Annotated in this window: 13 protein-coding genes; 7 read left to right on the top strand and 6 right to left on the bottom strand. The window is 68.9% G+C overall.

From position 1 onward, the window contains the following. Nucleotides 1-17: 17 nt before the first annotated feature. Together ctaD and ACFC51_RS30185 are read right to left on the bottom strand one after the other, a co-directional pair. On the bottom strand, nt 18-1,748 hold the full coding sequence (gene ctaD / locus ACFC51_RS30190; protein ID WP_376374574.1) for a cytochrome c oxidase subunit I: 1,731 nt from the start codon (nt 1,746-1,748) through the stop codon (nt 18-20). A gap of 208 nt (nt 1,749-1,956) precedes the next feature. Further along, nucleotides 1,957-2,508, bottom strand: coding sequence for a glycoside hydrolase family 25 protein (locus ACFC51_RS30185; RefSeq protein WP_376374590.1), 552 nt, complete (start codon nt 2,506-2,508; stop codon nt 1,957-1,959). 190 nt (nt 2,509-2,698) lie between these two features. Here ACFC51_RS30185 and ACFC51_RS30180 point away from each other — a divergent pair, with 190 nt between their 5' ends. After that, complete coding sequence (locus tag ACFC51_RS30180; protein WP_376374571.1) at nt 2,699-3,355, top strand: NADPH-dependent F420 reductase; 657 nt, start codon at nt 2,699-2,701, stop codon at nt 3,353-3,355. Between the two features lie 56 nt (nt 3,356-3,411). On the opposite strand, the gene ACFC51_RS30175 is transcribed toward ACFC51_RS30180, so the two are convergent. Next, nucleotides 3,412-4,113, bottom strand: coding sequence for an SDR family oxidoreductase (locus ACFC51_RS30175; protein ID WP_376374568.1), 702 nt, complete (start codon nt 4,111-4,113; stop codon nt 3,412-3,414). Nucleotides 4,114-4,245: 132 nt separating this feature from the next. Further along, nucleotides 4,246-5,595 (bottom strand): radical SAM protein, encoded by a 1,350-nt coding sequence (locus ACFC51_RS30170; RefSeq protein WP_376531841.1) that lies wholly within the window; start codon nt 5,593-5,595, stop codon nt 4,246-4,248. A gap of 145 nt (nt 5,596-5,740) precedes the next feature. On the opposite strand from ACFC51_RS30170, the gene ACFC51_RS30165 reads away from it, so the two are divergent. After that, nucleotides 5,741-6,286 (top strand): SRPBCC family protein, encoded by a 546-nt coding sequence (locus ACFC51_RS30165; RefSeq protein ID WP_376531839.1) that lies wholly within the window; start codon nt 5,741-5,743, stop codon nt 6,284-6,286. Then, on the top strand, nt 6,279-6,815 hold the full coding sequence (locus ACFC51_RS30160; RefSeq protein ID WP_376374561.1) for a GNAT family N-acetyltransferase: 537 nt from the start codon (nt 6,279-6,281) through the stop codon (nt 6,813-6,815). Before ACFC51_RS30165 ends, ACFC51_RS30160 begins: the two co-directional genes overlap by 8 nt. A gap of 10 nt (nt 6,816-6,825) precedes the next feature. Here ACFC51_RS30160 and ACFC51_RS30155 read toward each other — a convergent pair whose 3' ends face one another. Then, nucleotides 6,826-7,689: a pentapeptide repeat-containing protein gene (locus ACFC51_RS30155; protein WP_376531837.1), complete on the bottom strand. Its 864-nt coding sequence runs from the start codon at nt 7,687-7,689 to the stop codon at nt 6,826-6,828. A 196-nt stretch (nt 7,690-7,885) separates the two neighbouring features. Here ACFC51_RS30155 and ACFC51_RS30150 point away from each other — a divergent pair, with 196 nt between their 5' ends. Continuing rightward, nucleotides 7,886-8,365 (top strand): hypothetical protein, encoded by a 480-nt coding sequence (locus ACFC51_RS30150; RefSeq protein ID WP_376531835.1) that lies wholly within the window; start codon nt 7,886-7,888, stop codon nt 8,363-8,365. 86 nt (nt 8,366-8,451) lie between these two features. Beyond that, nucleotides 8,452-8,679 carry a hypothetical protein gene (locus ACFC51_RS30145; protein WP_376374554.1) on the top strand — a complete coding sequence of 76 codons (228 nt, stop codon included), beginning with the start codon at nt 8,452-8,454 and terminating at the stop codon, nt 8,677-8,679. Nucleotides 8,680-8,849: 170 nt separating this feature from the next. Here ACFC51_RS30145 and ACFC51_RS30140 read toward each other — a convergent pair whose 3' ends face one another. Further along, nucleotides 8,850-9,608 (bottom strand): ArsR/SmtB family transcription factor, encoded by a 759-nt coding sequence (locus tag ACFC51_RS30140; RefSeq protein WP_376374552.1) that lies wholly within the window; start codon nt 9,606-9,608, stop codon nt 8,850-8,852. 213 nt (nt 9,609-9,821) lie between these two features. On the opposite strand from ACFC51_RS30140, the gene rhaI reads away from it, so the two are divergent. Both rhaI and ACFC51_RS30130 read left to right on the top strand, forming a co-directional pair. After that, nucleotides 9,822-10,988, top strand: a complete 1,167-nt coding sequence (rhaI, locus tag ACFC51_RS30135) for an L-rhamnose isomerase (RefSeq protein ID WP_376531833.1) — start codon at nt 9,822-9,824, stop codon at nt 10,986-10,988. Nucleotides 10,989-11,049: 61 nt separating this feature from the next. After that, the gene (locus ACFC51_RS30130) at nt 11,050-13,095 is read left to right on the top strand and encodes a bifunctional aldolase/short-chain dehydrogenase (RefSeq protein ID WP_376531831.1); all 2,046 of its coding nucleotides are present in this window, start codon (nt 11,050-11,052) and stop codon (nt 13,093-13,095) included. The last annotated feature ends 20 nt before the right edge of the window (nt 13,096-13,115 follow it).

The following is a 13,115-nucleotide window of genomic DNA, read 5'->3' as shown; positions in this document are numbered from 1 at the left end:
GATGCGTCGTCCCGGAGCTATTCCTGCTTGTCCCCGGGTGCCACCGTGACGGACTCGTGAGGACGGTTCTCCGCGTCCTCGAGCGCGCGGATCGAGGGGTAGTGCAGGTCGAAAGCCGGCGATTCGGAGCGGATCCGCGGAAGTGTCAGGAAGTTGTGACGCGGGGGCGGGCAGGACGTCGCCCATTCGAGCGAACGGCCGTAGCCCCACGGGTCGTCGACCTCGATCTTCTTGCCGTACTTGGCCGTCTTCCACACGTTGTACAGGAACGGAAGCATGGACAGGCCGAGCACGAACGAGGAGATCGTCGAGATCGTGTTCAGGGCGGTGAAGCCGTCCGCGGCGAGGTAGTCCGCGTAACGACGCGGCATACCCTCGGCACCCAGCCAGTGCTGCACCAGGAACGTGCCGTGGAAGCCGAAGAACAGCGTCCAGAAGGTGATCTTCCCGAGCCGCTCGTCAAGCATCTTTCCGGTGAACTTCGGCCACCAGAAGTGGAATCCGGCGAACATCGCGAAGACCACGGTGCCGAAGACGACGTAGTGGAAGTGCGCGACGACGAAGTACGAGTCGGAGACGTGGAAGTCCAGCGGCGGCGAGGCCAGAAGGACACCGGTGAGTCCTCCGAAGAGGAAGGTGACGAGGAATCCGATGGACCAGAGCATCGGTGTCTCGAAGGACAGCGAGCCCTTCCACATCGTGCCGATCCAGTTGAAGAACTTCACCCCGGTGGGCACCGCGATGAGGAACGTCATGAAGGAGAAGAACGGCAGCAGCACACCGCCGGTGACATACATGTGGTGCGCCCACACCGTCACCGAAAGACCGGCGATGGCGATCGTGGCGCTGATGAGACCGACATAGCCGAAAATCGGCTTCCGGCTGAACACCGGGAAGACCTCGGTGACGATGCCGAAGAACGGCAGGGCGATGATGTACACCTCTGGATGGCCGAAGAACCAGAAGAGGTGTTGCCAGAGCAGTGAGCCGCCATTGGCCGGGTCGAAGACGTGTGCGCCGAATTTCCGGTCGGCCTCCAGCGCGAAGAGCGCGGCGGCCAGGACCGGGAAGGCCAGCAGGACCAGGACACCGGTCAGCAGGACGTTCCAGGTGAAGATCGGCATGCGGAACATCGTCATGCCGGGGGCGCGCATGCAGATGATCGTGGTGATGAAGTTGACCGAACCGAGGATCGTCCCGAAGCCGGAGAAGGCGAGGCCCATGATCCACAGGTCGGCACCGATTCCGGGTGAGCGGACCGCGTCGGTGAGCGGGGAATAGGCGAACCAGCCGAAGTCGGCCGCACCCTGCGGGGTCAGGAAACCGGACACCGCGATCAGCGACCCGAAGAGGTACAGCCAGTACGCGAACATGTTCAGCCGCGGGAACGCCACGTCGGGCGCACCGATCTGGAGCGGCATGATCCAGTTCGCGAACCCTGCGAACAGCGGCGTCGCGAACATCAGCAGCATGATCGTGCCGTGCATCGTGAACGCCTGGTTGTACTGCTCGTTGGAAATGATCTGGTCACCCGGACGGGCCAGTTCCGCACGCATGACGAGCGCCAGGACGCCACCGACGATGAAGAAGGCGAACGAGGTCAGCAGGTACATCGTGCCGATCGTCTTGTGGTCGGTGGTGGTCAGCCACCTGATGACCACGTTCCCCGGCTGCCGACGCCGTACAGGCAGTTCGTCCTGATAGGCGGCATCGGCTTCCGCCGATACTGAGGGACCCCTCGTCGTCACTGCGGCACTCCTTCGGTCGACGGCCGGTTGCGGACTCGGCGACCAGGATGGACTCCCTGCGGCGGGACCGCAGGTCATCTCCGTGCGCACTGCACCAGTGGCTGGCAAAGGACACTCCACTGGCCGATCGCCATGATGTCCGTGTTGACGACCGCACCACTCACTCAGGAGCGTGCCCGCTCTCTCCGGGAGCGCGTCCTCCCCTCTCTCAGGCCGTGGCCCAGTCGCGCAGCGCCGTCCGCGAGGGGAAGTCGGCCACGTTCTTGTCGATCGGGTCGTCGGTGTACTGGTGGATACGCCAGTCGGCGTCGATACGGGGCGCCGCCGCCTTCCCGTAGTCGGCGATCCAGAGCCCGTCGCCGGCGTACGCACTCGTGTCGTGGTTGATCCAGAACGAGCGGTTGCAGTAGAGAAGGACTCGGTGGTGCGGCCTCAGTCTTTTCACCTCACGGATGAAGCGGTCCTTGTCCGCACTGCTCGCGCGGGTCCCGTCCCCCGTCTGTTCCCAGTCGACGGCGAGGAGGTCGCCCTCCTTCTCCGGCGTGTTCTCCAGGAAGTACCGGGCCTGGTCCTTCGCATGGCCGGGCCAGAGGAAGTGGTAGAAACCGACGACGCATTCGGCGTCCCTTGCACGTTTCACCTGGTTCTTCAGCTTCGGATTGACGTAGGAGCGGCCTTCGGTCGCCTTGACGAAGACGAAGTCCAGGCCGTCCGTGTCGAAGTCCGTCTGGTAGGTGCTCACATCGACGCCGTGCAGCACGGGCGCCACCTCCAAGTGGGGCATTGAGGTTCCGCTTGTCTCCCCGAATACGTGCCCACAGGGAACCGCCTCATCCTCCACGGAACGGCTGAACCGTTTCGGCGGACGCGGAATAGCACCTGCTCCCCCGGGGTTGGTGATCGGTCGAGTCCCCTTACTCCCGCACACGGCATCGGAAGGTCGGATTTTCATGAAGATCGGCATCATCGGCGCGGGGAACATCGGCGGCAATCTCACGCGGCGGCTCGCCGCGTTGGGACACGATGTCTCCGTCGCGAACTCCCGAGGGCCCGAGACGCTCGAAGCACTGGCCGAGGAGACCGGCGCGACCGCGGTGACATCCGTGGAGGCGGCACGAGGGGCACGCGTCGTCGTGGTGACCGTCCCTCTCGGAAAGGTCCCGGACCTTCCTCCGGGGTTCCTGGACGGAGCAGCGGAGGACGTCGCCGTCATCGACACGGGCAACTACTACCCGCAGCGTGACGGCCGTATCGCCGCCATCGAGGACGGGCTGACGGAGAGCGGGTGGACCGAGCAGCAGATCGGGCATCCGGTGATCAAGGCGTTCAACGGCACGTACGCCCAGGACATCCTCGACAAGGGACTCCCCGAGGGGACACCCGGGCGCCAGGCGCTTCCCGTCGCGGGCGACGACGAGGCGGCCAAGCAGGTGGTCAGGGATCTGATCCACGCACTGGGCTTCGACACCGTGGACGCGGGCGGAATCGACGAGTCCTGGCGCCAGCAGCCGGGCACACCGGTGTACGGCAACCGCGGGGACGCCGACTCCATCGCGAAGGCACTGGGCGACGCCTCCCCCGAGCGCACCGCCGAGTGGCGCGCCTGACTCCCTGCGGACCGCGCCGCGCCGCGCCTCGCCCCGGCCGGGGCGAGGCGCGGCAGTCATACGGGCTGGCCGACAGGGCGTACGACGACGGTGTTGATGTCGACGCCCTCGGGCTGTCCGAGGGCCCACACGACGGAGTCGGCGATCTGCTCCGCCGTCAGCAGCAGACCGTCAGGAAGACTGCCCAGGCCGTCCCAGAAGGGCGTCTCCACCCGGCCCGGCGCCACCAGGGTCACGCCCACGCCGTCGCCCGTCACCATGCGGCGGGTGTTCTCGGCCAGGCCGGTGACCGCCCACTTGGTCGCGCCGTAGATGTTCCCCGGCGTGTGGACGAAGCCCGCGACGCTGCCGATCAGGACGATGCGCCCGCCCGTCTCGCGCAGTGCGGGCAGTGCCGCCCTGATCAGCAGAGCGGGGCCGAGCACGTTCGTCAGGACCATCTCCCGCCAGCCCTCGGGGTCCCCGTCCGCCAGGGTGTCGTGGGTGGCGAATCCCGCGTTGGCGACCACGGCGTCCAGCCGGCCGAACCGTTCGAGCGTGGCGTCGACAGCCGCCTGCACCGCCACGTGGTCGGCGGCGTCCCCGGTGAGCGTCAGCAGTCCTTCGGGCTTGCCGGCTTCCTCCGCGAACACGCGCAGACGCTCCTCCCCTCGTCCGGTGACCGCCACCCGGTGTCCCCTGTCCAGCAGTTGACGCGCCGTGGCCGCCCCGATCCCGCTGCCACCCCCCGTGATCAGTGTCACCGGAGTTCCGCTCATGGTCTTCTCCCCCTCGTCGGCGTTCCGCGGGTCCGCACTCCGCCGGACCCCGGCCCGGCGGCGATTGCATCACTTGGAGCGCACTCCATGTCAAGGAGCGCTGTCGCACGGGCAGGCTGCCGACTCACCGTTTCACCGGTCGGCGGAAAGACTGTCCATGAACGAACTCACGGAGAAGACCGCGCGTCCCGGGCCCGCAGGACCGTATCCGGGCGGTGAGGACAGGCCGTACTCCTCCATCGTCGAGCGGTAGGCGTCGAGCAGCCTGATGTGGTACTCCAGCGGCGCTCCGTCGGGGTTGGTCCTGCCCAGGGGCGTCGTGGGCTCGGGACACCAGGTGGTGAAGCGCGGGGTGATGCCGTGCGACATGAAGAAGCGCAGGCCCTCGGTGGTCGACGCGATGGCCTCGTCCACGGTGGTGAAACCGAAGGGCTCGGCCATCTCCACGCCTGCGACGAAGTTGGGGATCACGTTGCGGGACCCGAACACCTCGGCGGAGTCCAGGATGCGGCGGTGCCATTCGTCACGGCCCACGTAACGCTCCTTGCCGGGGCAGTACAGCTCGAACAGGCGGCGGTCCCACACCTCGTAGTTGGGGTGGTAGATCTGCACGCCGTAGTCGCGGAAGCGCTGGACGTCGGCCTTCGGGAGCGCCTGGGCGACGACCTTGCCGGTCCAGCGGCCGGGGAAGCGCTCCTCGATGGCCTTGGCGTACATCCCGTAGAAGTCGGCCTCGTCCCGCCCCTGGAGGTGGGAGGTGATCGCTCCGCCGGTGAGGGTGTACGCGGTGGTCGTCCCCGCGGTGTCGTGGCGGTCGATGATCTCGAGAGCCTCCAGGACCTCCTCGACGTCCTTCACCCCCGTGTAGGGGCGGCCAGCCGCCTTGTGCTGACGCCAGTTGTGGTTGATGTCGCAGTACTGGCACTCCTCCTTGGCGCCGAAGTACTGACAGACACGGAAGACCGTGAGGTAGATCAGGTAACCCCATTGGATGGTGGGCGCCACCTCCATGACGGACTTCCCGTTGGCCAGTGTCCGCCGGTAGTAGTCCGGCATCGGGGGCAGTCCCACGTCGGAGATCCGGACGCCGTCGAGGTAGAGCCCGAGGGAGCCGTCAGGGCCGGCAGCGACGCGGTACGGCGAGGCCGGGTTGACCCTGACCGAAACCACGGTGCGGCGGAGGTCGTAGGGACCGCCGGTGAGCACGATCTCCTCGGGCGGGCGGCGCAGAGCGGCGGCGCCCAGTTCGGGCAGCGTGCCGTGGTCGAAGGAGAAGATGAAGTACGACTTGGGCTTGATGTCCCCGTGCTCGTTGTCGCTGAGGGCGGACTCGTCGAACGCCATGCCCCCGCGCAGCAGGTCCTCCTTGAGGACGGCCTCTCTCGGCACGTGGGGGAACTGCTCCATGAGCCGCTCGACCAGGCGCGTCCGCTCACCGGTGGCGGCGGTGCGGGTGAGGCCGGGTTCGCTGGGGCTTGGCATGTGCGGGCTCCTCGGGGTCCGGTGTCCTGGACACTGCTGCGTGTACGCCACACTGTCCAACGAACCAGACACGCCGACCGTTCGCACATGATCCGTCCGGTTTCCACGTGACGCCCCGGCCGGCCCAGGACGAGGAGTACCTCTCATGCCCCGCACCATGTCCGTGTCGGACACCATCCTGATCCGGGCGACACCTTCGGCCGTGTACGAGCAGGTCAGCGACCCCACCGCAATGGGGCGCTGGAGTCCGGAGAACCGGGGAGCGACGGTGCTCGGGGAGGAGCGGCAGGCTCACGTCGGGATGGTCTTCGAGGGGCGCAACAAGCGCGGCTCGTTCCGCTGGACGACGAGGTGCACGGTGACGGCGGCCGACGCGGGCGAGCGGTTCGCCTTCCGCGTGCACGCGATCGGGGTGCGCCGCCCGCGGCTGCCGGGTGCCATCGCGCTGTGGGAGTACCGCTTCGAGCCGGTGGACGGCTGCACCCGTGTCACGGAGACCTGGACGGACAACCGACGGGCATGGCCCGACCTGCTCGCCAACGCCTTCGACCGTGTGGCGACGCGTGGGCACACGTTCGCGGAGTTCCAGCGCGGGAACATCCGTACGACGCTGGAGCGGCTCAAGGCGGCGCTGGAGCAGGACGGCTCGGACGAGAGCGATCCCACGGCACACGGTCGACGCCGTGGGTGAGGCCTGGGTGCGGCTGGAGTTGGACGTGCGGACGTTCGACGCCGGCCGGTGGACCTCGTACACCGAGCGGTGCCGGGCCTCAGGGCTCCGGCTGACCACCTTCGCCGAGCTGGGCGACGTTCCGGCCCACCGCCGCCGGCTGTACGAGCTGAACAAGGAGTGCGCCGCCGACATCCCCGGCCGGGGGCCGTTCTACTCGTACGAGGCGTACCTGCGCGAGCGCGTCGACGTGCCCTCCTTCGACCCGCGCGGGGTCGTCCTGGCTCTTTCCGGTGACGCATGGGTGGGGATGGCCGCCACCTCCGACCGCCGCGCCCAGGGGTGCGTGTTCAACGAGATGACCGGGGTACGGCGTGGCCACCGGGGCACAGGGGTGGCCGTCGCCATGAAGGTGTACGGCATGGGCTTCGCCGGGCTGTGCGGGGTGCACCTCGTCCGTACCGTCCACCATGCTGCGAACGCACGGGTCATCGCCATGAACCGCATGCTCGGCTATGCGGACGCGGAGTGGGACGAATCCATGCTCTGAGGACCGGCGTTCAGGACGGACCGGGTGCGCTCGGCGTCCAGTGCGACGGCCGGGTCAGGGACTCCGGCAGCCGCGTGGCGCTGTTGCCCTTCGCCGCGTTCAGCTGGGCCTGGGTGAGGAAGAGGGCACCGGTGAGGTCGGCGTCGGACAGGTCGGCGTCACGGAGGTCGGCGCCGATGAGCTCGGCGCGGTGGAGGTCGGCTCCGCGGAGGTCAGCCGCGATGAGGTACGCCCCGCGGAGCTCGGCCCCCCGGAGGTCGGCACCCTTGAGCCGGGCCCCCATGAGGTCGGCGCCCCGTCGGCTGCGCCGCGCGCGCCGGGGAAGCGCAGCACGTTCGAGCTCACCGGCCCGCAGGAACAGGGCGGCGGTCCGGTCCCTGTGCGCCGACACGTCCAGCCCGGCCAACTCCTCGGCAGGCAGACGGGTCAGGCGTTCGGTAGCCTCGAGGGCGTCGCGGAGCACCCCGTACATCACGGCGGCGGCCGGCAGCGTGAGCGCCTCGGTCAGGTACCGGAGCAGTTCGTGCAGCTGCCGCATCACCGGGAAGACCTGGAACATCTGCTGGGCGGTGCCGGGGGACGAACGCCAGTCTCGGCCCGAGTAGGTTTCCTGGGAGACCTTCTGGCCGGCGCCGAAGCAGTCGTACACGGTGCAGCCGGAGAAGCCTTCCGGCCGCAGCCGGTCGTGTATGCCACAACGGAAGTCGTCCGCCAGGTTGGGGCAGGGGGTGCCCGCGTCCTTGCTGATCGCGAAGTCCGCCGATGCGGTCAGGGTCAGCGCGACGCAGCAGAGGCCGAAACAGTTCGCGCAGTCGGCGCTCAGCGCTGTGCGCCCCGTACCGGCCGGTGCGCTCATCCGCTCGTTGTCGGGCATGTGCTGGTTCCCCCTGCGGTGCGACGGCGTCCACCCAGCCTATCGAGGGGTGGAGGGAGCGGACGCCGCTGCCCCGGCCGGTGGTCGAGCGCACCTCGTCCGCGAGCGGGTCGGTCCCGCGGTGGACGGGACGGCCCCTGTGTCAGTGGGTGGGCGCACACTGGGCAGATGTGAAGACCGGTGGAGGAGGCGGTACATGAGTGCGTCGCGGGACGAGGGGTTCGAGCCGGCGACCGGTGACGGTCCAGCGGCCCCCGATGCCGCGGGTGTGCGTGCCGGGGAGGTGCGTGCCGCCTTCGAGGGGATGCTGCAGATCAGGCGGGTGACGCGCCCGGAGCATCCGGATCCCGAGAGCGTGCCGGCCTCGTGGGAGGTGAGACGGCCGCTGCGTGCGGTGGCCTTGGCCCTCGAGGCATCCGGGACGGCCGCGTCCGCGGTCGGCCCCTCCGGCGAGCGCACGGCCACGGGCTACCGCGTGTGCGAAGGCGCGGCTCCCGGATCGGTGCGGGTGGAGTGGGCCGGTCCGCCGGGCAGCGGGGCGGCCCACGGCGAGGAGGAAGCGCTCGCGGGCTGCGCCACGGTCCTCCGGCGGCTGGGCTGGACGGCGCTGCTCTACCGCGGGCCACGCCGTCGGCGCTTCCTCGAGGTCGAAGGGCCGCCGGGTATGCGCTCCTGACCACCTCTCCCCCGACGGCCGGGGAGCATTGTCAGACCCATGAGGAATGCTTGACGGTCCGACACCTCTGACCGGGAGATGCTGAGATGCACCAAGCCGAAATCGCCGCGGCCCAGGCATACATCCGTTTACTGGCGGCCACACGCGCCGCGCTCTCCGACCCGGACGACGCCCCGCTGTACATGCCGCTGCTCGCCTCTCCGATCGAGGAGGCCGACGAGGCACTGCGGAGTGCGGGGCTCGCGGGCAACGAGGACAGGTTCTTCGCACTGGTGCGGCAGCTCCAGCCGAGTCTGTCGGGCTCCGGCCGCTGACGGGTTCCGGCGACTGACGGGCTCCCGTGACGGGTCCGGCGGCTGACGGGTTCCGGTGACGGGTTCCGGTCCCTACAGGCTCCGGTCGCGGTGGACGTCCACTCCCGGTGAGGAGGCCGCCCAGCGCGGGCTGGCGCTCACCCGGGGCCTCCACCGCGGCCGGCCGTCGCCTACTGGTCGCTGTACATGAGCGAGCCGGGGGTGGTGAGGAGCTCGCCCGTCTCCAGCCAGGTCTTCAGGCCGGAAAGGATCATCGGCCAGCCGCCGTACAGCTCCTCGTTCGCGCCCTCTCGCAGTTCGTCGTGGGTGACGGTCAGCCGGCAGGAGTCCCCGACGGGCTCGATCTCCCAGGTGACGCGGGTCGGGCCCTCGCTCCGAACCGCGTCGCTCCAGAGCGCGACCATGCTCTGGACGAGCCTGCGGGGCGGGTCCACCTCCAGGTTCTCCCCCTCGCCGAGCGGGCCGGGTGCGCCGGGAGCGCCCATCTCGAAACGGGAGCCCTCGGTCCAGTCCGACGTGACGCGGGCGCCGAAGTTGTACTTGCTTCTGATCTCGGGATCGGTGATCGCCTCCCAGAGGCGCTCGGGAGTGGTACGGATGTAGATCTCGAAGATCTTCTCCATGGGATTCTCCAGTCGGCTCTTGAGGTCGCTGAGCCCGGCCGCCCAGGGCTCCGCGTACTTGCTCACCCACCGGTCGTGGACGAGCCGGATGGGCACCGGGTTCAGATGGTGGAGCTTCTCCCGCCCACGCCGTCGCGTGACGACCAGGCCCGCCGCCTCCAGCAGCCTGAGGTGTTTCATCACGGCGAACCGCGTGATCTCGAAACGGGCCTCCAGCGCACTCAGTGTCTGCCCGTCCTCACGGAACAGCTCGTCGAGCAGGCTGCGCCTCGTCGGGTCGGCCAGAGCTTTGAACACCGCGTCCATACATCCAAAATATGTGACCTATAAGTCACATGTCAACGACGGCACCCTGATCCGGGCGAGCCCGGAAAGGCTGGATGAATTGATTCAAATCGTCAAGAAGATTGACTGGCTGCTTGACTAGGCGCGACGCCGAAACCTAGCGTACGTTCCGGATGAAACGATTCACATCCCGATCCTGACAGGTCGCCGGATGACTCTGCTTACGAGGTGTTCATGTCTGATGTGTCGGCCGTCAAAGCAGCCCTGAAGTCTCAGGTCATCGAGACGCCCTCCTGGGGATACGGCAACTCCGGGACCCGCTTCAAGGTCTTCGCCCAGCCCGGTGTCCCGCGCGACCCCTTCGAGAAGCTGGCGGACGCGGCGCAGGTGCACGCGTACACCGGAGTCGCCCCGAAGGTCTCCCTGCACATCCCCTGGGACCGGGTGGAGGACTACACGGCGCTGACCCGGTACGCCGAGGAGCTCGGGCTGCGGATCGGCGCGATCAACTCCAACGTGTTCCAGGACGACGACTTCAAGCTGGGCTCGGTGACCCACCCCGACCCGAAGGTCCGCCGCAAGGCGACCGAACATCTGCTCGGGTGTGTCGACATCATGGACGCCACCGGCTCGCCGGATCTCAAACTGTGGTTCTCGGACGGCACCAACTACCCCGGCCAGGACGACATCGCGGGAAGGCAGGACCGTCTGGCCGAGGCGCTCGCCGAGGTCTACGAACGCCTCGGCGACGACCAGCGGATGCTGCTGGAGTACAAGCTCTTCGAGCCCGCCTTCTACACCACCGACGTCCCGGACTGGGGCACCTCGTACGCCCACTGCCTCACACTCGGACCGAAGGCCAAGGTCGTCGTGGACACCGGACACCACGCGCCGGGCACCAACATCGAATTCATCGTGGCGTTCCTGCTGCGCGAGGGAAAGCTCGGCGCGTTCGACTTCAACTCCCGCTTCTACGCGGACGACGACCTGATGGCGGGCGCGGCCGACCCGTTCCAGTTGTTCCGGATCATGCACGAGGTGGTCAAGAACGGCGGTCTGGAGCCCGAGACCGACGTCAACTTCATGCTCGACCAGTGTCACAACATCGAGGCGAAGATCCCGGCCGTCATCCGCTCGGTCACCAATGTCCAGGAAGCGACCGCGAAGGCACTGCTGATCGACGCCGAGGCACTGGCCGATGCGCAGCGCTCCGGTGACGTCCTCGCCGCCAACGGCGTGCTGATGGACGCGTTCAACACGGACGTGAGGCCGCTGCTCGCGGAGGTCCGCGGGGAACTCGGCCTGAGGCGCGACCCCTTCGCGGCCTACCTCGCCTCCGGCAACCAGGAGCGAATCGCCGCCGGCCGCGTCGGCGGGGAGCAGGCGGGCTGGGGCGCCTGAACCGCTCCCCCGTCCCCGCACGGTCCCACTCCGTCCGACACCTCTTCCCGAAGGAACCCTCATGACGTCCGCGACGCACTCCGAGGTCGCCGCGCTCCTGGAACGCGCGCACCGGATCGGCTCCGACCCCCGTAACACCAACTACGCGGGCGGCAACGCCTCGGCCAAGGCGACGGCGACCGACCCGGTCACCGGCGGCGAGGCCGAACTGCTCTGGGTGAAGGGCTCGGGCGGCGACCTCGGCACGCTGACCGAGGCGGGTCTCGCCGTGCTCCGGCTGGACCGGGTGCGCGCACTCAAGGACGTGTACCCGGGCGTGGAGCGCGAGGACGAGATGGTCCCCGCGTTCGACTACTGCCTGCACGGCAAGGGAGGCGCGGCTCCCTCGATCGACACCGCGATGCACGCGCTGGTCGAGGCGGCGCACGTCGACCACCTGCACCCGGACTCGGGGATCGCGCTGGCCTGCGCTGCCGACGGCGAGAAGCTGACCGCCGAGTGCTTCGGGGACAAGGTGGCCTGGGTGGGATGGCGCCGGCCGGGCTTCCAGCTCGGTCTCGACATCGCGGCCGTCAAGGAGGCCCATCCGCAGGCCGTCGGCGTGGTCCTGGGCGGGCACGGCATCACGGCCTGGGGCGACACCTCCGAGGAGTGCGAGCGCAACGCCCTCTGGATGATCCGCACCGCCGAGACGTTCCTCGTGGAGCACGGCCGCGAGGAGCCCTTCGGCCCCGTGCTCCCCGGCCGGGAGGCCCTGGAGGAAGGGGCGCGCCGGGAGCGGGCCGCCGCGCTCGCCCCCGTGATCCGCGGGCTGGCGTCCACGGACCGGCCCCAGGTGGGGCACTTCACCGACGCGGCGCCCGTGCTGGACTTCCTGGCGCGTGCCGAGCACCCCCGTCTCGCCGCGCTCGGCACGTCCTGCCCCGACCACTTCCTCCGTACCAAGGTCAGCCCGCTGGTCCTCGACCTGCCGGGCGACGTGCCGCTGGAGGAGGCGGTGGCCCGGCTCCGGGTGCTCCACGAGGAGTACAGGGAGGCGTACCGCGCGTACTACGAGCGTCATGCGGCCCCCGACTCGCCGGCTATGCGCGGGGCGGATCCGGCGATCGTTCTGGTGCCCGGTGTCGGCATGTACTCGTTCGGCAAGGACAAGCAGACCGCCCGGGTCGCCGGCGAGTTCTATCTCAACGCGGTCGATGTGATGCGCGGTGCCGAGGCCGTCTCCACGTACGCGCCCATCGAGGAGTCCGAGAAGTTCCGCATCGAGTACTGGGAACTGGAGGAGGCGAAGCTCCGCAGAATGCCGAAGGCGAAGGCACTGGCTACGCGGGTCGCGTTCGTCACCGGCGCCGGGTCGGGGATCGGCAAGGCCATCGCGCACCGGCTCGTCGCGGAGGGGGCCTGCGTCGTCGTCGCCGACCTGGACGCCGAGAACGCGGCGGCTGTCGCCGAGGAGCTCGGCGGTCCGGACAAGGCCGTGGCGGTGACCGTGGACGTCACGTCCGAGGAGCAGATCACCGAGGCGTTCAAGGCCGCCGCGCTCGCCTTCGGCGGTGTCGACCTGGTCGTGAACAACGCAGGGATCTCGATCTCCAAGCCGCTGCTCGAGACCACGGCCCGGGACTGGGACCTGCAGCACGACATCATGGCGCGGGGTTCGTTCCTGGTGTCCCGTGAGGCGGCGCGCGTGATGCGGGCCCAGGCTCTCGGCGGCGACATCGTCTACATCGCCTCCAAGAACGCCGTGTTCGCGGGCCCGAACAACATCGCGTACTCGGCGACCAAGGCCGACCAGGCGCACCAGGTGCGCCTGCTGGCGGCCGAGCTCGGCGAGCACGGCATCCGGGTCAACGGGGTCAACCCGGACGGGGTGGTGCGCGGTTCGGGAATCTTCGCGGCGGGCTGGGGGGCCCAGCGCGCCGCGACGTACGGCATCGAGGAGGAGAAGCTCGGCGAGTTCTACGCCCAGCGCACCATCCTCAAGCGCGAGGTGCTCCCGGAGCATGTGGCCAACGCCGTCTTCGCACTGACCGGTGGGGATCTCACCCACACCACCGGCCTCCACATCCCCGTCGACGCCGGTGTGGCGGCGGCTTTCCTGCGCTGACCACGCACCGACCCGTCGCG

The organism is Streptomyces sp. NPDC055962 (assembly GCF_042270185.1).
In the GTDB taxonomy this organism is placed as follows: Bacteria; Actinomycetota; Actinomycetes; order Streptomycetales; family Streptomycetaceae; genus Streptomyces.
Note: the sequence above shows the minus strand (reverse complement) of the source record. Positions and strands in the feature narration are given on the sequence as shown.